This window comes from Kineococcus radiotolerans SRS30216 = ATCC BAA-149 (assembly GCF_000017305.1).
Classification (GTDB): Bacteria; Actinomycetota; Actinomycetes; order Actinomycetales; family Kineococcaceae; genus Kineococcus; species Kineococcus radiotolerans.
This window is the reverse complement of sequence record NC_009664.2, coordinates 1,221,381-1,240,327: the sequence shown is the minus strand read 5'-3', so window position 1 is coordinate 1,240,327 and position 18,947 is coordinate 1,221,381. Positions and strand designations below refer to the sequence as shown.

The 18,947-nt window shown below is 75.4% G+C and carries 18 protein-coding genes; 13 read left to right on the top strand and 5 right to left on the bottom strand.

Going from position 1 to position 18,947, the window contains the following annotated elements; genetic code table 11:
* Positions 1–10: 10 nt before the first annotated feature.
* Complete coding sequence (locus KRAD_RS05965) at positions 11–418, bottom strand: RidA family protein (RefSeq protein WP_012084630.1); 408 nt, start codon at positions 416–418, stop codon at positions 11–13.
* Positions 419–510: 92 nt separating this feature from the next.
* On the opposite strand from KRAD_RS05965, the gene KRAD_RS05960 reads away from it, so the two are divergent.
* The 3 genes from KRAD_RS05960 to KRAD_RS05950 are packed head-to-tail and all read left to right on the top strand — an operon-like array spanning position 511 to position 4,192.
* Positions 511–1,854 carry a type III PLP-dependent enzyme domain-containing protein gene (locus KRAD_RS05960; protein WP_012084629.1) on the top strand — a complete coding sequence of 448 codons (1,344 nt, stop codon included), beginning with the start codon at positions 511–513 and terminating at the stop codon, positions 1,852–1,854.
* Positions 1,851–3,488, top strand: a complete 1,638-nt coding sequence (locus tag KRAD_RS05955; RefSeq protein WP_012084628.1) for an N-acyl-D-amino-acid deacylase family protein — start codon at positions 1,851–1,853, stop codon at positions 3,486–3,488. Before KRAD_RS05960 ends, KRAD_RS05955 begins: the two co-directional genes overlap by 4 nt.
* Positions 3,489–3,532: 44 nt before the next feature.
* Positions 3,533–4,192: a PadR family transcriptional regulator gene (locus tag KRAD_RS05950; protein ID WP_012084627.1), complete on the top strand. Its 660-nt coding sequence runs from the start codon at positions 3,533–3,535 to the stop codon at positions 4,190–4,192.
* Here the strand turns inward: KRAD_RS05950 and KRAD_RS05945 are convergent.
* On the bottom strand, positions 4,170–4,763 hold the full coding sequence (locus tag KRAD_RS05945) for a hypothetical protein (protein ID WP_012084626.1): 594 nt from the start codon (positions 4,761–4,763) through the stop codon (positions 4,170–4,172). The genes KRAD_RS05950 and KRAD_RS05945 overlap by 23 nt on opposite strands.
* Before the next feature lie 193 nt (positions 4,764–4,956).
* Between KRAD_RS05945 and KRAD_RS05940 the strand changes: the two genes are divergently transcribed.
* Together KRAD_RS05940 and KRAD_RS05935 are read left to right on the top strand one after the other, a co-directional pair.
* Complete coding sequence (locus tag KRAD_RS05940; protein WP_012084625.1) at positions 4,957–5,874, top strand: DNA/RNA non-specific endonuclease; 918 nt, start codon at positions 4,957–4,959, stop codon at positions 5,872–5,874.
* A 32-nt stretch (positions 5,875–5,906) separates the two neighbouring features.
* A complete protein-coding gene (locus KRAD_RS05935; RefSeq protein WP_012084624.1) occupies positions 5,907–6,272 on the top strand; it encodes a hypothetical protein in 366 nt (121 codons plus the stop codon).
* On the opposite strand, the gene arfA is transcribed toward KRAD_RS05935, so the two are convergent.
* Positions 6,273–7,784, bottom strand: a complete 1,512-nt coding sequence (gene arfA, locus KRAD_RS05930; protein WP_012084623.1) for an arabinosylfuranosidase ArfA — start codon at positions 7,782–7,784, stop codon at positions 6,273–6,275.
* A 118-nt stretch (positions 7,785–7,902) separates the two neighbouring features.
* On the opposite strand from arfA, the gene KRAD_RS05925 reads away from it, so the two are divergent.
* On the top strand, positions 7,903–8,958 hold the full coding sequence (locus KRAD_RS05925) for a LacI family DNA-binding transcriptional regulator (RefSeq protein ID WP_012084622.1): 1,056 nt from the start codon (positions 7,903–7,905) through the stop codon (positions 8,956–8,958).
* A gap of 64 nt (positions 8,959–9,022) precedes the next feature.
* Complete coding sequence (locus KRAD_RS05920) at positions 9,023–9,988, top strand: quinone oxidoreductase family protein (RefSeq protein WP_012084621.1); 966 nt, start codon at positions 9,023–9,025, stop codon at positions 9,986–9,988.
* Here the strand turns inward: KRAD_RS05920 and KRAD_RS05915 are convergent.
* Both KRAD_RS05915 and KRAD_RS05910 read right to left on the bottom strand, forming a co-directional pair.
* Complete coding sequence (locus KRAD_RS05915) at positions 9,985–10,719, bottom strand: VOC family protein (RefSeq protein WP_041292754.1); 735 nt, start codon at positions 10,717–10,719, stop codon at positions 9,985–9,987. The two genes, KRAD_RS05920 and KRAD_RS05915, sit on opposite strands and share 4 nt — an antisense overlap.
* A 73-nt stretch (positions 10,720–10,792) precedes the next feature.
* A complete protein-coding gene (locus KRAD_RS05910) occupies positions 10,793–11,011 on the bottom strand; it encodes a DUF3072 domain-containing protein (RefSeq protein WP_012084619.1) in 219 nt (72 codons plus the stop codon).
* Between the two features lie 68 nt (positions 11,012–11,079).
* Here KRAD_RS05910 and metG point away from each other — a divergent pair, with 68 nt between their 5' ends.
* From metG to KRAD_RS05880, 6 genes are all read left to right on the top strand, one after another.
* Complete coding sequence (gene metG / locus KRAD_RS05905; RefSeq protein ID WP_012084618.1) at positions 11,080–12,882, top strand: methionine--tRNA ligase; 1,803 nt, start codon at positions 11,080–11,082, stop codon at positions 12,880–12,882.
* Entirely contained in the window at positions 12,879–13,703 is an 825-nt protein-coding gene (locus tag KRAD_RS05900) for a TatD family hydrolase (RefSeq protein WP_012084617.1), read from the top strand. The genes metG and KRAD_RS05900 overlap by 4 nt, the downstream gene beginning before the upstream one ends.
* A 250-nt stretch (positions 13,704–13,953) precedes the next feature.
* A complete protein-coding gene (locus tag KRAD_RS05895) occupies positions 13,954–15,111 on the top strand; it encodes a resuscitation-promoting factor (protein WP_012084616.1) in 1,158 nt (385 codons plus the stop codon).
* Positions 15,084–15,986: a 16S rRNA (adenine(1518)-N(6)/adenine(1519)-N(6))-dimethyltransferase RsmA gene (gene rsmA, locus KRAD_RS05890; protein ID WP_012084615.1), complete on the top strand. Its 903-nt coding sequence runs from the start codon at positions 15,084–15,086 to the stop codon at positions 15,984–15,986. The genes KRAD_RS05895 and rsmA overlap by 28 nt, the downstream gene beginning before the upstream one ends.
* Positions 15,987–15,997: 11 nt before the next feature.
* Positions 15,998–16,975 carry a 4-(cytidine 5'-diphospho)-2-C-methyl-D-erythritol kinase gene (locus KRAD_RS05885; RefSeq protein WP_012084614.1) on the top strand — a complete coding sequence of 326 codons (978 nt, stop codon included), beginning with the start codon at positions 15,998–16,000 and terminating at the stop codon, positions 16,973–16,975.
* On the top strand, positions 16,975–18,795 hold the full coding sequence (locus KRAD_RS05880; RefSeq protein WP_012084613.1) for an ABC-F family ATP-binding cassette domain-containing protein: 1,821 nt from the start codon (positions 16,975–16,977) through the stop codon (positions 18,793–18,795). Before KRAD_RS05885 ends, KRAD_RS05880 begins: the two co-directional genes overlap by 1 nt.
* Positions 18,796–18,947: the final 152 nt, after the last annotated feature.

Genomic DNA, 18,947 nt, shown 5'->3' with positions numbered 1-18,947 from the left:
CGCGCGGTGCTCAGTCCAGCACGGCGAGGGCGTCGATCTCGACGAGCATCTCCGCGCGCGGCAGGCCCGTCATGACGGTGGTGCGCGCCGGCAGGACCCCCGAGGTGCAGCGCGGGGTCAGGAACTCGCCGTAGGCCTCGTTCATCGCCGCGAAGTCGTCGCGGGTGGTCAGGTACACCCGCAGCATCACCACGTCGTCGAAGGTCGCACCCCCCGCGCGCAGGACCGCCTCGACGTTGCCCAGCGTCCGCAGGGTCTGGGCCCGCACGTCGCCGGGGTGCAGGTACTCGTTGCTCACCGGGTCGACCGGGCCCTGGCCCGACACCTGCAGCAGCGGGCCCTTGCGCACCCCCTGCGAGAACGTGTGCGCGGGGGTCGGGGCGTCGGTCGTGGTGACGGCGGTGCGCGGGTGGCTCATCGGGGAACTCCTCCGTGGGGTGGTGTCCGGGTGCGGCCGGGGGCCGCCGCGGTCGCGCCGCGGCGGGCGGTCTTTGACCCGGTCACGGGCCGATGCTAGAACGGCCCGACCGGTGGGCGACGGCCGTCACCTACCGGTCGACGGCGGTTGGAGGACCGGTGCCCTACGACGCGGAACACCTCGGAGCGCTCGACCCGGGGGCCAAGGCCGTCCCGGTCGAGGCCTGGGGCCGCGACGCCGCCGGGTTCGCCGGGGAGAACCCCGGCCTGGACCGGCTGCCCACGCCGCTGGTCACCCTGGACGCCGGCGCGCTGGACGCGAACATCGCCGCGATGCGGGACTGGACCCGTTCCGCCGGGGTCGACCTGGCCCCGCACGGCAAGACGACGATGGCGCCCTCGATCTGGCGCGCGCAGCTCGCCGCCGGTGCCCTCGGGATCACGGTGGCCACCGGGTGGCAGCTGACCGTCGCCCTGCGGGCGGAGGTGCCGTGGATCCTCGCCGCCTACCCGGTGCTCGACCCCGGGGTCCTGCGGCTGCTGGCGCGCCCGCGCCGCGCCCGGGTCCTGGTCTGGGCCGACGGGGCCGACGTGGTGGCGGCGATGGCCCCCCACGTCGCCGGCGCCGCGCAGCCGGTGGACGTCCTCGTCGAGCTCGGCGGGATCGGCGGGCGCACCGGGGCCCGTTCCACCGCCGTCGCCCTCGAGGTCGCCCGCGCCGTGCGGGCCACCCCGGGGCTGCGCCTGGCGGGGGTCGCCGGCTACGAGGGCGCCTTCGCCCACGACGCCTCGCCCGCCTCGCTCGCGGTGGTCCGCACCTACCTCTCGGACCTGCGCGGCCTGCACCGGCGGCTGCTGGCCGAGGACCTCTACCCCTCCGTGCCCGAGGGGCTCGTCGTCTCGGCCGGCGGCAGCGCCTACTTCGACGTCGTCGCCGACGTCCTCGCCCCGCTGCACGACCCCGACGGCGCGGTCCCGACCCGCGTCGTGGTCCGCTCGGGCGCCTACGTCGCCCACGACGACGGGTTCTACCGCGGCGTCACCCCGATGGACCGGATCGGGGAGGGGGGTTTCCGCTCCGCGCTGCACGGCTGGGTGCGGGTCGTGTCGCGGCCGGAACCCGGCCTGGCCCTGGCCGACGCCGGCAAGCGCGACCTGTCCTTCGACGAGGGGCTGCCGGAGGTCCAGGCCGTGCGCCGCGGCGGGACCGGCCCCACCGAACCCCTGGAGGGCGCGGAGGTCACCGCCCTCAACGACCAGCACGCCTTCGTCCGGCTCACCGGCCCGGCGCGCGAGCTGCGGGTCGGCGACGTGCTGCGGCTGGGGCTCTCCCACCCCTGCACGGTGTTCGACAAGTGGGGGCTGCTGCCCGTCGTCGACGACGCCGCGGCGCCGCAGCCGGTGCTGGTGGACTGGGTGCGCACGGTGTTCGGGTGAGGTCCGCGCGGGACCTGCTGATCCGGGGCGCGCGCATCGTCGACGGCACCGGGGCCGCGGGGTACCGCGGGGACGCGCTCGTCGTCGACGGCCGGATCGCGGAGCTCGGCGAGGTGGCCGGGGCGGCGGGGGCCCGGGTCCTGGACGCGGCCGGGCTCGTCCTGGCCCCGGGGTTCGTCGACATGCACGCCCACTCCGACCTCGCCGTGCTCACCGACCCCGAGCACCTCGCGAAGACCACGCAGGGGGTGACGACCGAGGTCGTCGGGCAGGACGGGCTGAGCTACGCCCCCGTCGACGACGCCGCCCTGGACGTCCTGCGCGAGCAGCTCGCCGGCTGGAACGGGGTTCCCGACCTGGACTGGGACTGGCGCGGCGTGGGGGAGTACCTGGACCGCGTCGACCGCGGGGCCGCGGTGAACGTCGCGTACCTCGTGCCGCAGGGCACCGTCCGGATGGTCGTCGTGGGGACGGAGGACCGGGCGGCGACCCCGGAGGAGCTGCGGCGCATGCGGTCCCTGGTCGCGACGGGCATGGCCGAGGGTGCCTTCGGGATGTCCAGCGGGCTCACCTACGTCCCCGGGATGTACGCCGGCACCGACGAGCTCGTCGCGCTGTGCGAGGTCGTCGCCGCGCACGGGGGTTTCTACGCCCCGCACCAGCGCTCCTACGGGCGGGGGGCGCTGGAGGCCTACGCCGAGGTCGTGGAGGTGGCCCGGCGCTCGGGGGTGGCCCTGCACCTGACCCACGCCACGATGAACTTCGCGGTCAACGCCGGGCGGGCCGGGGAGTTCCTGGGTCTCGTCGACGCCGCCCTCGCCGACGGGGTCGACGTCACCCTGGACACCTACCCCTACCTGCCGGGGTCGACGACGCTGGCCGCGGTCCTGCCGAGCTGGGCGTCGGCCGGCGGGCCCGCCGAGACCCTGCGCCGGCTGGGGGACCCCGCGGCGCGCGAACGCGTCCGGCACGCGCTGGAGGTCGAGGGGTCCGACGGGTGCCACGGGGTCGTCGCCGACTGGGCCACGCTGCAGGTGTCGGGGGTGCGCCACGGGGAACTGTCCGGACTGGTCGGGTCCACCGTCGCGGAGCTGGCCGCGGCGTCCGGGCGGGACCCGTTCGACGTGTTCGTCGACGTGCTGGTCCGGGACCGGCTGGGGACGACGGTCCTGCAGCACGTCGGTCACGAGGAGAACGTGCGCGCCATCATGACCCATCCCCGCCACACCGGCGGCAGCGACGGCCTGCTCGTGGGGGGCCGGCCCCACCCGCGGGCCTGGGGGACGTTCCCGTACTACCTCGGCCACTACGTCCGCGAGGAGGGCGTCCTCGGCCTGGAGGAGTGCGTCGCGCACCTGACCTCCCGCCCGGCGCGGCGGCTCGGCCTGGGCGACCGGGGGGTGCTGCGCCCGGGGGCGGTGGCCGACCTGGTGCTGTTCGACCCCGGGACGGTGGCGGCGGGGGCGACGTTCGAGGAACCCCGCCGGCCGGCGGTGGGGATCCCGCACGTGCTCGTGGGCGGGGTCCCGGTCGTGGCCGACGGCGTGCGCACCGGGGCGGTGCCGGGGCGGGCGCTGCGGCACCGGCACCCCGGACACCCTCTTCCCTTCCGAGCCATAGCGATATATCGTTGAAGCATCGCGAGGCGCTCGGTCGCGCGACGAGACGGAGGTGCGTCATGAGGGGCATCAGGTTCGACGGCCCGTGGGGCGGTCACGGGGAGCACGGACGCGGCCACGAGCGGGGTCACCGCCCCGGCGGTGGTCCCGGCGGCCCGGGGTTCCCCGGGTTCCCGGGCTTCCCGGGGTTCGACGTGCCGGGCTTCTTCGAGGGCCGCGGGCCCCGGGGGTTCGGCCGCGGCGGGGGCCGGCGCCCGCGCGGCGACGTGCGGGCGGCCGTGCTGGTTTTGCTGGCCGAGGGGCCCAGCAACGGGTACCGCATCATCGGCGAGGTCACCCGCCGCAGCGACGGGGAGTGGAAGCCGAGCCCCGGCTCGGTCTACCCCACCCTGCAGCAGCTCCAGGACGAGGGGCTGGTCACCGCCGACCCCGCGGACCCCAAGCAGTTCACCCTGACCGAGGAGGGGCGCCGCCACGTCGAGGCGGAATACTCCCGGACCCCGCCGCCGTGGGAGGACCTCGGCGGCGGCGGCGGCGACCACCGCGAGCGCTCGCACCAGCTGCGCAAGCAGATCGCCTCGATCGCCATGACCTACCAGCAGATCGTGGTGTCGGGTCGCCCCGGCGACCTGGACCGGGCCGGCGACGTGCTGGAGAAGGCGCGGCGGGAACTGCTCGCGATCCTCGCCGAGGACCTCAGGGAGACGCCGGGAGCATGACCCGGAAGGTCGCCACGACGGGGGTCAGCGCGTGGACGAACCGGCGCCCGGCGCCGGGGAGCTGCGGCCCGCCGGGCGAGAACGCGCCGGCGGGCAGCAGGTCGGCCCGCACGGCCAGGTTGGCGGTCGTCTCGTGCACGTCCCCGGTGCCGCGGACCGGGCCGGTGCTGGCCGCGGCCCCCGCCCGGTGGTGGCGCACGTGCTCGGCGATCCAGCCCGGTCCCACCCCCACGTCGCACGTCGTCGTGAGGACGACGGTGCCGCCGGGGTCGGCCAGCGCCGTCAGCGCCCGGGCGCCGCGCTCGCGCAGCTCCTCGCGCGAGGCGGCGGTGGCCGGGTGGAGGTCCACGGTCAGGTCCACGTCCTCCAGCAGGGCGACCAGCGGGGTCCACTCGGCGAGGAGGGCGGCCAGGTCCGCGGGGTCCGCGGAGGTGGCGAGCACGAGCGAGGTCGGGATCCCCGCGGCGGAGGCCTCGTCGGCCGCGGCCACCAGGTGCTCCAGGCACGGCTCGAGCCCGGGCAGGTCCGCGGACGGGACGGGGAGCAGCACCAGGGCCCGACTCACACGCACGCGCTCCACCCTTCCGCGTCGGGGGCGCCGTGCCCGTCCGATGAGGTGTCCTCGTCACGGGGCACCGGTTCCTTGAGCCTCCCGGACCACGGACCGCGGACCCCGGACCCGTTCGCCCAGCGTGCGCTGAGCCGACACCCTCCCGTCACCGGTCCGCGGGCCCGGTGTCGGTGCCCGGGTGCAGTCTCGGGAGATGGACGAGACGGAACTGGCCCCCGCCCCCGAGGTCCACCGGGCGGACGGAGCCGGACTCACCGGGCGCACCGGCTACGACCCGCGGTTCCTGGCCCCCGGCCCCTGGATCCCGCTGCCCGAGCCCGTCGACGGCACCGAGGTGGTGGTCCTGCCCTACACCCACTTCTCCGTGGTGCAGCGCCCGGACCGCCGGCTCGCGGCCGCGACCGTCGTGGCCGTGGACGGGGCGAGCCTCGTCGACGTCGACCGCGGCGGGGACGACTGGTTCCTCGACCCGCGGCTCGCCCCCGACGAGCAGGCCGGCGCCGAGCTGTACGCCCGCAACGACTTCGACCGCGGGCACCTCGTCCGCCGGCGCGACCCGGTCTGGGGGCAGCAGGCCCGGGAGGCGAACGCGGACACGTTCTCGTACACCAACGCCGCCCCGCAGGCCGCCCGCTTCAACCAGTCCCTGGACCTGTGGCTGGGGCTGGAGGACCACGTCCTGGCCTACGCGCGGCAGTGGGACCAGCGCCTCGTCGTCGTGACCGGGCCGGTCTTCGCCGACGACGACCCGGAGTACCGCGGGGTGCGGATCCCGCGCCGGTTCTACAAGATCGCCGCCTACCTGCTCCCGCAGCCGGTCGACCTCGACCCCAGCGGGGAGGTGTCGGTGCTCGCCACCGCGGGGTTCGTCCTGGACCAGACCCCGCTGGTGGAGGAGATCGTCGGGTCCGCCCGGGCGCGCGAGGTCCCCGTCCTCGGGGGGTTCCGCACCTTCCAGGTCCCGGTCGCCGACGTCGCCGACCTCACCGCCCTGGACTTCGGCCCCCTCGTGGCCGCGGACCGGATGCCGGGACTGGTCCCGGCGGCGGCGCCCGGGGACGGGGTGCCGCTGTGGCGCCCGGTCGCGGGGGCGGGGGACCTGCTGCTGTAGCGGGGGCCCGGCGCCCCGCGCAGGATGGGCCCGTGAGCGACGAGTGGTGGGCCCGGGCCCGGGCGGCCGAGACCGCCCGCGCGCGGGCGGCGCTGGCGGCGTTCGCGGCGGAACTCCTGCGGCGCGGGGTCGCGCCCGGCCCGCTGAGGGCGCGGGCGGGCTCGGCGCGCTACCGCACCGACCGGGTTGGCTGGTACCTGCGGGCCGACGGCTCCCTCGGGGTGGGCCCGGCGGGGGAGTACTACGTCCTGGACGTGGCGCCCAGCCTGGCCGGGCGGTTCCGCGGGGTCTCGCCGGACCCCGCGGAACCGCCCTGGCAGGTCGGCCGCGGCGCGCGGGACGGGGAGTCGATCGAACTCCCCGAACTGCTGCGCCGGAGGCTGGCCGAGCTGGGGTGATCAGCCCTTGCGCAGTTGGACGACCGCCCAGGACAGCGGGGGCAGCACGACGGTCGCGGTGCCGTCGGTGACGCTGACGTCCTCGAGCGGGCGCAGCCCGACCTGCTGGTGGTCGCCCGTCGCGTTCGTCGTGTGCCGGTCCTGGCCCTCGGTGGCGGCGAGCACCTTCGCGCTGCTGACGCGGTCCACGCCGAAACCGCGCAGCGCGACGTCCACGGACGCCGGTTCCGTCAGGTCGCGGTTGGCCAGGAACAGGGTGAGGGTCTCCTCGTCCCAGGTGGCCGACGCGTCGACGACGTCGACGCCCCCGAAGTTCGAGCTCTCGTACTTGTCGGACTGGGCGACGACCTGCAGGACGTTCCCGCTCGCCAGGCGACGGACCTGCTCGAAGGGGTGGGCGATGGTCTGCTTCCAGGCGTCGCCGCCCGGTTCGCTGCGCAGCAGGCCGATGACGTTGACGAGCTGGGCCTGCGCCCCGATCGTCACGCGGTCGCTGTGGCGCAGCAGCGAGTTCAGCAGGGTCCCGACGACGACGGCGTCGGTGATGGAGTACTCGTCCTCGATGACGCGCGGGGCGACGTCCCACGGCTGCACGCCCTCAGCGTGGTGCGGCTTGCTCTGGTACCAGACGTTCCACTCGTCGAAGCTCAGGTTGATCTTCTTGGAGTGCTTGCCCTTGGCGCGCACCGCGTCCGCGGTCGCGACGACCTGCTCGATGAACAGGTCCATGTCGACGGCGGAGGCCAGGAAGTTCCCGACGTCGCCCTCCTTCTCCTCGTAGTACGCGTGGCAGGAGACGTAGTCCACCGCGTGGTAGGCGAGGTCGAGGACGGTGGACTCCCACTCGCCGAACGTCGGCATCGAGCGGCTGGAGGAACCCACCGCGACGAGTTCGATGCTCGGGTCGATCGAGCGCATCGCCATGCCGGTCTCGGCGGCGAGGCGGCCGTACTCCACGGCCGTCTTGTGCCCGGTCTGCCAGGGGCCGTCGAGCTCGTTGCCCAGGCACCACAGCTTGATGTCGAACGGGTCCTTGGAGCCGTGCGCCTTGCGCAGGTCGGAGAACTTCGTGCCGGAGTCCAGGTTGGTGTACTCGAGCAGGTCGCAGGCCTCCTGCAGCCCGCGGGTGCCGAGGTTGACGGCCATCATGGTCTCGGTGCCGACCTTGCGGGCCCAGGCGTCGAACTCGGCGAGGCCGAACTGGTTGGTCTCCACCGAGCGCCAGGCGCGGTCGATGCGGCGGGGGCGGTCCTCGCGCGGGCCGACGGAGTCCTCCCACTCGAAACCGGACACGAAGTTCCCGCCGGGGTAGCGGACGACGGTGGGCCCGATCTCCTTGGTGAGCTCGAGCACGTCGGTGCGCAGGCCGTCCTCGTCCGCGCTCGGGTGGTCGGGTTCGAAGATGCCGGTGTAGACGCAGCGGCCCATGTGCTCGACGAACGAGCCGAACAGCCGGCGGGGGACCGGCCCCACGGTGAAAGCGGGGTCGAGGGCGAGACGAGCGGTGCGCACGGGTGGTCTCCTGGTTGGCGTCACGGCGGTGTGAGGGCTTCGGTGCGATTGCAACGTTGGAAGTCAGTCAACGCGAAAGCCGGGGCGTCGTCAAGGTGCCCGGTGGCACAATGCCCCGGTGCCTCCCGAGACGACCCGCCGACCAGGGCTGCGCCCCACCACGCGGCCCACGACGCTGCGGGACGTCGCGGAAGCGGCGGGCGTGTCCATCAAGACCGTCTCCAACGTCGTCAACGACCACCCCCACGTGCGGCCCGAGATGCGCGAGCGCGTCAAGGTCGTCATCGAGCGCCTCGACTACCGCCCCAACGGGATCGGCCGCCAGCTGCGCCAGGGCCGCACCGGCCTGGTGGCGCTGGCGCTGCCGAACGTGACCAGCCCCTACTACGGCGAGCTGACCTCCGCGCTGGTGACCGCCGCCCGCGCGCGCGGGATCACGCTGCTGGTCGAGCAGACCGACGGCGACCTGGAGCGCGAGCGCGAGGTCGCCAACGGCTTCCCGGTGCGCCTGGTCGACGGGCTGGTGTTCGTGCCGCTGACCATGCCCGGCGGGGAGCTGGCCCAGCGGCGCGACTCCACCCCGGCCGTGCTCATCGGCGAGCACGGGCAGGGCTCCGGCTACGACCGGGTGACCATCGACTCCGTCGCGCTGGGCGACCTCGGGGTGCAGCACCTGCTGGAGACGGGCCGGCGGAGGATCGCCTTCCTCGGGGACAAGTCCTCGGAGGAGCTGCGCCCGCCGGTGGCGGCCCAGCGCATCGAGGGGTACCGCAACGCCCTGCAGCGGGCCGGGCTGGAGTTCGACCCGGGGCTGCTGTGGCCGCTGCCGGAGTGGGAGCTGCGCCACGGCTACGACGGGGCGCGGGCGCTGCTGGCCGCCCGCCCCGACGTCGACGCGATCTTCGCCGCCAACGACCTCGTCGCCGTGGGCGCCCTGCACGCGCTGCGCGAGCTGGGCCGCCGGGTCCCCGAGGACGTCGCCGTCGTCGGCGTCGACGACGTCGAGCAGGCCCGCTACAGCGCGCCCACGCTCACCTCCATCGCGCTGGACCGCTCCGAGATGGCCGACCTCGCCCTGGGGATGCTCGCGGACCGCCTGGCCGGGCACCAGGGCCCGGAACGGCTGCTGACCGTGGGCGGGCGGCTGGTGGTCCGGGAGAGCTCCGGGGGCTGACCCGCCGGGACGGCGGGCCGGGTCGACCGCGGGGGGCCGGGCCCGCCTCTGGCAGGCTCGTCCCGTGCGCGCCGTGCGGATCGACCGGACCGGAGGACCCGAGGTCCTCACCGTCACCGACCTCCCCGCGCCGGAGCCCGGGCCGGGGCAGGTCCTCGTCGACGTGGAGGCCGCCGGCGTCAACTTCATCGACACCTACCGCCGCGGCGGGGTCTACCCGCTGGACCTCCCGGCCGTCCTGGGCAGCGAGGGCGCGGGCCGGGTAGCCCGCCCCGGGCCGGGCGTCGAGGGGTTCGCGGCGGGGCAGCTCGTCGCCTGGAAGGAGGCGCCGGGCAGCTACGCCGAGCAGGTCCTGGTGCCCGCCGCCGAGCTCGTGCCCGTCCCCGAGGCGGTGGGGGCCACCACGGCGGCCGCGGTGCTGCTGCAGGGCCTGACCGCGCACTACCTGGCCACCGACACCTTCCCCGCCGCCGCGGGCACCTGGGCGCTGGTCCACGCCGGGGCCGGCGGGGTGGGGCTGCTGCTGACCCAGGTGCTCAAGCTGCGCGGGGCGAACGTCCTCACCACCGTCTCCACCCCGGCGAAGGCGGAGCTGTCGCGCGCCGCCGGCGCCGACGACGTCGTCGTGGGCTACGCGGGGGCGACCCCCCGGGCCCGGGAGCTCACCGGCGGTCTCGGGGTGGACGTCGTCTACGACGGCGTCGGGAGGGACACCTTCGACGCCGGCCTGGACGCCCTGCGCCCGCGCGGGCTGATGGTCGTCTTCGGCGGGTCCAGCGGGCAGGTGCCGCCCTTCGACGTCCAGCGGCTGAACGCGAAGGGGTCGCTGTTCCTCACCCGGCCCACGCTCAGGTCCTACACCCGCGACCGCGCCGAGCTGCTCGCCCGCACCGAGGAGGTGTTCGGCTGGATCACCGCCGGGCGCCTGGACGTGCGGGTCGGGGGCACCTACCCGCTGACCGCGGCGCGCCGGGCCCACGAGGACCTCGAGGGCCGCCGCACCACCGGCAAGCTGCTGCTGGTGCCCTAGTCGACGGCCCCGGAGAGCACGCAGAACTCGTTGCCCTCCGGGTCGGCCAGGACCGTCCAGGGCACCCCGGCGCCCTGACCCACGTCGGCCGGGCGCGCCCCGGCCGCCAGCGCCTCGGTGATCACCCGCTCGCGGCCGCGGCCGGAACGGGTCGCGCGCACGTCCGGGTGCCAGCGGTTCTTCACCGTGTGCGGGGTGGAGGACGCGACGAACTCCAGGAACGGCCCCGTGGACCCGTCCCGCAGCGCCACCACCCCCGCGCCCGAGCGCGCCGTCCGCCAGCCGGACACGGGGCCCCAGAAGCCGGCCATGGCCCACGGGTCCCGCGCCTGGTGGACGACGGCCGCGATCGCGCCCGTCCCCTCGTACTCCGGGCGCGGGTCCAGGACGCAGAACTCGTTGCCCTCCGGGTCGGCCAGGACCACCCAGGGCACCTCGCCCTGCCCCACGTCGGCGCGGGTGGCGCCGAGGTCGAGCAGGAACGCCACGGTCTCGCGCTGCTCGGCGGGGGAGGAGGAGTCCAGGTCCAGGTGGATCCGGTTCGGCACGAGCTTGGGGTCGCACACCGGGACGAACACGAGGTCGAGACCGGGCTCGCCCTCGGGCGGCACGACGTCGCTCTCGTGGTCGTCGGCGTACCCCGCCCGCCACCCCAGGGCCTCGCGCCACCAGCGGGCCAGGCCCGCCGGGTCGGCGGCGTCGACGACGAGGTTCACCAGGCGGCTGTCCACGGCGCCGACGCTACCGGCCGGCGCCACCGGCCGACCCGTGGCCGGCCCGTGGTCGGCCGGTGGTCGTCCGTGGTCAGGAGTTGCCGCGGCCGGTCTCCTGCTGCAGCTCGTCGATCAGCTCCGAGGCGCGGGCCTTGTCGAGGTCCTCGGGCAGGTCGCGGCCGGCCTCGCGGGCCAGGGTCTGCAGGTAGCTGCGCTGCGGGCCGGTCATGGGCTCGTCGCCGGTGACCCAGTCCTCGGGGTCCTTCTCGGCGCTGGTGGTCGGGTCGGGGTTCTGCGTGTTCTCGCTCACGGGGCGACCGTACGGCGGGGCTCCGACACCCGCCCGTCGGCGACGTCCCGCCGCCCTAGACTCCTGCCATGACCCACGTCCTCTCCGCGGTGGCCTGGCCCTACGCCAACGGGCCCCGGCACATCGGCCACGTCGCCGGCTTCGGCGTCCCCTCCGACGTGTTCAGCCGGTACATGCGGATGGCGGGTCACGACGTCCTCATGGTGTCGGGCACCGACGAGCACGGCACGCCGATCCTCGTCCAGGCCGAGCAGGAGGGCCTGACCCCGCAGCAGCTCGCCGACCGCTACAACCGCGTCATCGCCGAGGACCTGCACGGGCTGGGGCTGTCCTACGACCTCTTCACCCGCACCACGACGGCCAACCACTACGCGGTGGTGCAGGAGATGTTCCGCACCGTCCACCGCAACGGGTACATGGTCGCGCGGAAGGGCATGGGCGCGATCTCGCCGTCGACGGGCCGCACCCTGCCCGACCGCTACGTCGAGGGCACCTGCCCGATCTGCGGCTACGACGGCGCGCGCGGGGACCAGTGCGACAACTGCGGCAACCAGCTCGACGCCATCGAGCTGAAGAACCCCAGGAGCCGCATCAACGGCGAGACGCCCGTGTTCGTCGAGACCGAGCACTTCTACCTCGACCTGCCCGCCCTGGCCGAGGCCCTCGGGTCGTGGTTGCAGACCCGCGCCGACACCGGCCGCTGGCGCCCCAACGTCCTGAAGTTCTCCCAGAACCTGCTCGCGGACATGAAGCCGCGGGCCATGACCCGCGACATCGACTGGGGCATCCCGGTCCCGCTGGAGGGCTGGGAGGACAACCCCGCCAAGCGGCTCTACGTGTGGTTCGACGCCGTCATCGGCTACCTGTCCGCCTCGGTGGAGTGGGCCCGGCGCTCCGGCGACGACGACGCGTGGAAGGCGTGGTGGACCGACCCGGCCGCGGAGTCGTACTACTTCATGGGCAAGGACAACATCACCTTCCACTCCCAGATCTGGCCGGCCGAGCTGCTCGCCTACGACGGGCGCGGCAGCGCGGGCGGGCAGCCGGGTCCCTTCGGGAACCTCAACCTGCCCACCGAGGTCGTCGCCAGCGAGTTCCTCACCATGGAGGGCAAGCAGTTCTCCTCCAGCCGCGGCGTCGTCATCTACGTGCGCGACGTCCTGGCCCGCTACCAGCCGGACGCGTTGCGCTACTTCATCTCCGCCGCCGGCCCGGAGAACAACGACAGCGACTTCACCTGGCAGGAGTTCGCCACCCGGACGAACTCCGAGCTCGTCGCGGGCTGGGGCAACCTGGTGAACCGGACCGCGTCGCTCATCGCGAAGAACGTCGGCGAGATCCCGGCCGCGGGGGAGCTCACCGACGCCGACCGCGACCTGCTGGCCACGACGTCGGGCGGGTTCTCCACCGTCGGCGGGTTCATCGAGGCCCACCGGCAGCGGGCGGGGATCGGCGAGGCCATGCGCGTCGTCGGCGAGGTGAACAAGTACCTCACCGAGCAGGAGCCCTGGAAGATCAAGAACTCCGACCCCGAGCGGATGAAGTCGGTCCTGCACGTCACTGCCCAGGCCGTCTCCGACTGCCGCACCCTGCTCTCGCCGTTCCTGCCGCACTCGGCGCAGAAGGTCCACCAGGCCTTCGGGGGCGTGGGCACGGTGTCGCCGCTGCCGGAGCTGCGCGAGGTGACCGACCTCGACGACGGGCGGCCCTACCCGGTCCTCACGGGCGACTACCGCCGGGGCGAGACGCTGCCGGAGTGGGCCTCGCACCCGGTCGTGCCGGGGACGCCCGTCGCCGCGCCGACGCCGGTCTTCACCAAGCTCGACGTCGCGGCCGTCGTCGAGGAGGAGCTGGGGCGGTTGCAGCGGTGAGCCGGGGCGAACGCCCGCCCGCACCGGAGCCGCTGGCCGTCGCGGTCGTCGACAACCACACCCACCTGGACTCCGAGACCCCCGAGGACGTGGAGGCGCTGCTGGCGGCCGCCGCGGCGGCCGGGGTCCCGCGCAGCGTCCAGATCGGCTGCGACCTGCCCGCCGCGCGGTGGACGGTCGCCGCCCTCGACCGCTTCCCCCAGCTGCTGGGCGGGGTCGCGCTGCACCCCAACGAGGTCCCCGACCTCGTCGCGGCGGGGGAGTACGAGGCCGCGCTCGCCGAGATCCGGGCGCTGGCCGCGCACCCGCGGGTGCGGGTGGTGGGGGAGACCGGGCTGGACCACTTCCGGACCCCGCCGGAGCAGTGGGCCCTGCAAGAGGACGCCTTCCGCGACCACGTCCGCCTCGCCAAGGAGCTGGGCCTGGCGCTGCAGATCCACGACCGCGACGCCCACGAGGACGTCCTGCGGGTCCTGGCCGAGGAGGGCGCCCCGGAGCGGACGGTGTTCCACTGCTTCTCCGGCGACGCGGCGATGGCCCGGGTCTGCGGGGACGCCGGGTACTACCTCTCCTTCGCCGGGACGGTCACCTTCAAGAACGCCGACCCGCTGCGGGAGGCGCTGCGCGCCGCCCCCCGGGACCGGGTCATGGTCGAGACCGACGCCCCGTACCTGACCCCCGTCCCGCACCGGGGCCGGCCCAACGCCGGCTACCTCGTCCCGCTCACGGTCCGGGCGATGGCGCGGACGCTGGGAGCGGACCTCGACGAGCTCTGCGCCACCCTGACCGCGACGACGGAGAGCGTCTACGGGCCCTGGTGAGGTTCGTCACGACCGGGGCCACCCGATCGGCCCAGCAGCACGGGTCCGGCCCGGACGGGGCGGGCCCGGGCCCCGGGGGCGGGCTCCAGGGATCACAGCGGCTTGTCGAAGAGGTCTCGGAGCGGTTACGGTCCGCTCCTGTCGGCCGGATCGAGGTGGCCGGACCACACGGTTCGCGCGGGGACGGGGGTCCCTCCGAGCGGGCCCGCGTCCGGATCTCGTGCCCGGGCCCATCGTCGAAGGATCCCTCGTGCCGTTCCGCCTCCTGACCGCCGCCGGCAAGACGTCCCGCACCGTCCGCATCGCCGCGGGAGGCACCTGCCTCGCCGCCGTGCTCGGCGGGACCGCCGCCTTCACCGCCCTCGACAAGGACGTGGTGATCGACGCCGACGGTCACCGCACCCAGGCCAGCGCCTTCGGCGGCACCGTGGCCGACGTGCTCGAGGACCAGGGCATCACCGTCGGCGAGCACGACCTCGTCGCCCCCGCCGCCGACACGGAGCTCTCCGACGGGCAGACCATCGTCGTCCGCTACGGGCGGCAGCTGACCCTCACCGTCGACGGCGAGACGAAGACCCACTGGACCACCGCGCAGACCGTCGACGCGGCCCTGTCCGACCTCGACGTGCGCGCCGACGGCGCCAAGCTGTCCGCCTCCCGCGCCGAGCCCCTCGGCCGTCAGGGCCTCGCCCTCGACGTCACCACCCCCAAGGACGTCACCGTCGTCGCCGACGGCCAGACCCGCCCCCTCACCAGCACCGCCACCGACGTCGCCGGCCTGCTCGCCGAGGCCGGCGTTCCCGTCCGCGAGGGCGACGAGGTCTCCGTGCCCGTCACCGACCGCGTCACCCCCGGCCTCGGCGTCACCGTCGTGCGCGTCGACCGCGCCCCCAGCACCGAGACCGTCGCCCTCCCGCACGGCAGCCGCACCGAGGAGACGGACACCCTCTTCGCGGGCGAGCGCAAGGTGGTCACCGCGGGCGTGGACGGGTCCAAGACCGTCACCTACGCCGACGTCTTCCGCGACGGCGTCCGCAGCCAGCACGACGTGACCGGGGAGGTCGTGGACGTGGCCCCGGTCGAGGAGGTCGTCCAGGTCGGCACCAAGCCCAAGCCCGTCCCCGTCGCCGCCCCGAAGGCCGCCGCGTCCTCCGGCGGCGCGCCCGCCACCTCCGACGGGCTGAACTGGGGCGCGCTGGCCGCCTGCGAGTCCGGCGGCAACCCCTCCATCGTCTCCAGCAGCGGCAAGTACCACGGCCTCTACCAGTTCAGCGTCTCGACCTGGCGGGCCGTCGGCGGCAGCGGCCTGCCCAGCCAGGCCTCCCCCGCCGAGCAGACCCACCGCGCCCAGCTGCTGTACCAGCGCGCCGGTGCCGGACAATGGCCCGTGTGCGGCAAGAAGCTCTGAGCTCCCTCCTGTCGGCCAGGGACGTCCGTGACCTGGCCGACAGGCTCTCCATCCGTCCGACGAAGACCCTCGGCCAGAACTTCGTCGTCGACGCCAACACCGTCCGGCGCATCGTCCGGGTCGCCGACCTGACCCCCGAGGACGTCGTGGTGGAGGTCGGGCCCGGGCTGGGCTCGCTCACCCTCGCCCTCCTGGAGGCCGTCGACCGGGTCGTCGCCGTGGAGATCGACCCGGTGCTGGCCGCGGAGCTGCCCGCCACCGTCGCCGCCCGCGGCCGGCCCGGGACCTCCTTCGAGGTCGTCCTCGCCGACGCCGTGCAGCTCGCCGAGCTGCCCGGCCCCCCGCCCACGGCCCTGGTCGCGAACCTGCCCTACAACGTCGCCGTCCCCGTGCTGCTGACGATGCTGGCCCGCTTCCCCAGCCTGCGCCAGGGCCTGGTCATGGTGCAGTCCGAGGTCGCCGACCGCCTCGTCGCGCCCCCCGGCAGCCGCACCTACGGCGTCCCCAGCGTCAAGACCGCCTGGTACGCCTCCGCCAAGCGCGCCGGGTCGGTGCCCCCGCCGGTCTTCTGGCCCGTGCCCCGCGTGGACTCCGGGCTGGTCTCCTTCACCCGCCGCCCCGCCCCGGAGACCACCGCCGGCCGCGAGGAGGTCTTCGCCCTCGTCGACGCCGCCTTCGCCCAGCGCCGCAAGACGCTGCGGGCGGCGCTGGCCGGCTGGGCCGGGTCGCCGGCCGCCGCAGAGGAGGCGCTGCGCGCCGCCGGGGTCGACCCCTCGGTGCGCGGGGAGCAGCTGGGCGTGGCGGACTTCGCCCGCATCGCCGCGCACCGGCCGGGGGGCGCGCGAGCGGCGGGGGAGCCCGCCGGGACGCCGTAGGGTCGTCCCTCGTGCCCGGCAGTCCCGACCCCGCGCCCCCCGAGCTCGCCTCGGTCACCGCGCGCGCCCCCGCGAAGGTCAACCTGCTGCTGCAGGTGGGCCCCCGACGCGACGACGGCTACCACGACCTCGTCACCGTCTTCCAGGCCGTCTCGCTGCACGAGGAGGTGACCGTCACCCCCGCCGACGAGTTCGGGATCACCGTCGAGGGGGTCGGGGGCACCGACGTCGGCGGCGTCCCGCTGGACGGGACGAACCTGGCCCTGCGCGCCGCCCGGCTGCTCGCCGAGCGCGCCGGGGTGGACCGGGCCGTGCACGTGCACGTGCGCAAGGAGGTCCCCGTGGCCGGCGGGATGGCCGGCGGCTCCGCCGACGCCGCCGCCGCCCTCGTGGCCTGCGACTCCCTGTGGCGCCTGCGCCTGGGCCTGGACGCCCTCGCCGAGCTGGGCGCCGAGCTGGGCTCCGACGTCCCCTTCGGCCTGCACGGGCGCACCGCGGTCGGCACCGGGCGCGGCGAGCACCTCGTCCCGGTGCTGACCGGCGCCTCCTCCGCGTGGGTGTTCGTCCTCGCCGAGGGCGGCCTCTCCACCCCGGCCGTCTTCGCCGAGTGCGACCGCCGGCGCGAGGCCACCGGCCACGACGCGCCGCCGGGACGCCTGGAGGCCGTCGAGGCGGCCCTGCGCGGCGGGGACGTCGACGCCCTCGGCGCGGCGTTGTCCAACGACCTGCAGGACGCCGCCTGCGCGCTGGACCCCGCCCTGGCCGGCACCGTCGCGGCCGGGCGCCGCGCCGGGGCCGTGGCCGGGATCGTCTCCGGCTCCGGGCCCACCGTCGCCCTGCTCGCCCGCTCGCCCGCCGCGGCCCGCCGCCTCGCCCTCGACCTCGAACCCCTGTTCGGGGCCGAGCGGCTGCGCACCGCCACCGGACCGGCCCCCGGTGCCCGGGTCCTCGAAGCCGTCTCCACCCCGTCTCCCGGAGGGAGGTCCTGATGGCCAACCTCATCAGCGCCGAACAACTCACCGTCGTCCACGGCTCGCGCACCCTGCTGGACGGGGTGTCGCTGGGGGTCTCCGAGGGGGACCGCATCGGCGTCGTCGGCCGCAACGGCGACGGCAAGTCCACGCTGCTGCGCCTGCTCGCCCGCACCCAGGAGGCCGACGGCGGCCGCGTCACCCACACCGGGGGGCTGCGGGTGGCGGTGCTGTCCCAGACCGACACCCTCGTGCCCGGGGCCACCGTCCGTGAGGCCGTCCTCGGCGACCAGCCCGCCCACGCGTGGGCCTCGCAGTCGCGCGTGCGCGACGTCGTCGCCGGCCTGCTCGGCGACCTCGAGGCCTCCGACGTCGGCGGGCTGGAGGCGGTCGTCTCGACGCTGTCCGGCGGCCAGCGCCGCCGGGTGGCCCTCGCGGCGCTGCTGGCCGGCGACCACGACCTCGTCGTCCTCGACGAGCCCACCAACCACCTCGACGTCGAGGGCGTGGCGTGGCTGGCGGAGCACCTGCGCACCCGCTGGCCGGCCGGGTCGGGAGCGCTGCTGGTCGTGACCCACGACCGGTGGTTCCTCGACGCGGTCTGCGAGCGGGTCTGGGAGGTGCACGACGGGGTCGTGGACCCCTACGAGGGCGGGTACGCCGCCTACGTCCTCACCCGCGCCGAGCGCTCGCGGGTCGCGGCCGTCACCGAGGAGCGCCGGCAGAACCTGCTGCGCAAGGAGCTGGCCTGGCTGCGCCGCGGCGCCCCGGCCCGCACGAGCAAGCCGCGGTTCCGCATCGACGCCGCCAACGCCCTCATCGAGGACGTCCCCCCGCTGCGCGACACCGTCGAGCTGGCCAAGATGGCCACGACCCGCCTGGGCAAGGACGTCGTCGACCTCGAGGACGTCACCCTCGCCTTCCGCGGCAAGACCCTGCTGGACCGGGTGACCTGGCGGCTGGGCCCGGGCGACCGGGTCGGGGTCGTCGGGGTCAACGGCGCGGGGAAGTCCTCGCTGCTGCGGCTGGTCAACGGCACGCAGGCCCCCGACGCCGGGCGGGTCCGGCGCGGCTCGACCGTGGTGGTCGCCACGCTGACCCAGGAGGTCCTCGAGCTGGAGGAGGTCGGCGAGCTGCGGGCGCTGGAGGCGGTCGACAAGGTCGCCAGCCACGTCCGCCTCGGCGACCGCGACGTCCCCGCGGGCCAGCTGCTGGAGCGCCTGGGCTTCACCGCCCAGCGCGCCTGGACCCGCGTCGACGACCTCTCCGGCGGTGAGCGCCGCCGCCTGCAGCTGCTGCGGCTGCTGATGGCCGAGCCGAACGTCCTGCTGCTGGACGAGCCCACCAACGACCTCGACACCGACACCCTCGCGGCGGTGGAGGACCTGCTGGACGGCTGGCCGGGCACGCTGGTGGTCGTCAGCCACGACCGGTACCTGCTGGAGCGCATCACCGACCGGCAGGTCGCGCTGCTGGGTGACGGGGCGGTCCGCGACCTGCCCAACGGCGTGGAGGAGTACCTCCAGCGCCGGGCCGTCCTCAAGGCGGCGGGCGCCGCCCGCACCGTGGCCGCGGGCCGGAGCGCCGCGACCGCGGGCCGGGGCGCCGCGACCCCGGCGGACGGGGCCGCGGCGCGCGCCGCGCGCAAGGAGATGGCCCGGCTGGAGCGGCAGCTGGAGAAGCTCGCCCGCCGCGAGGAGCAGCTGCACGCCCAGCTCGCGGCCCAGGCCACCGACCTCGCGGCCGTCACGGCCCTGGACGCCGAGCTGCGGGCCCTGACGGGGGAGCGGGAGCGGATCGAGGAGAGCTGGCTGGAGGTCTCCGAGCTGGTGGAGTGAGCCGGTGAGGGCCCGCACCCCGTTTTGATCACTGACAGTCGTGTGGCATGACCATTGCGTCGAACGGGTGAGCCCAACCGGTGCATTCCTGCGGGGGGATCCCGCAGCGACCTGTCACGTCTTGCGTCGTTCGGGTGGCTGTCCCCTACGCT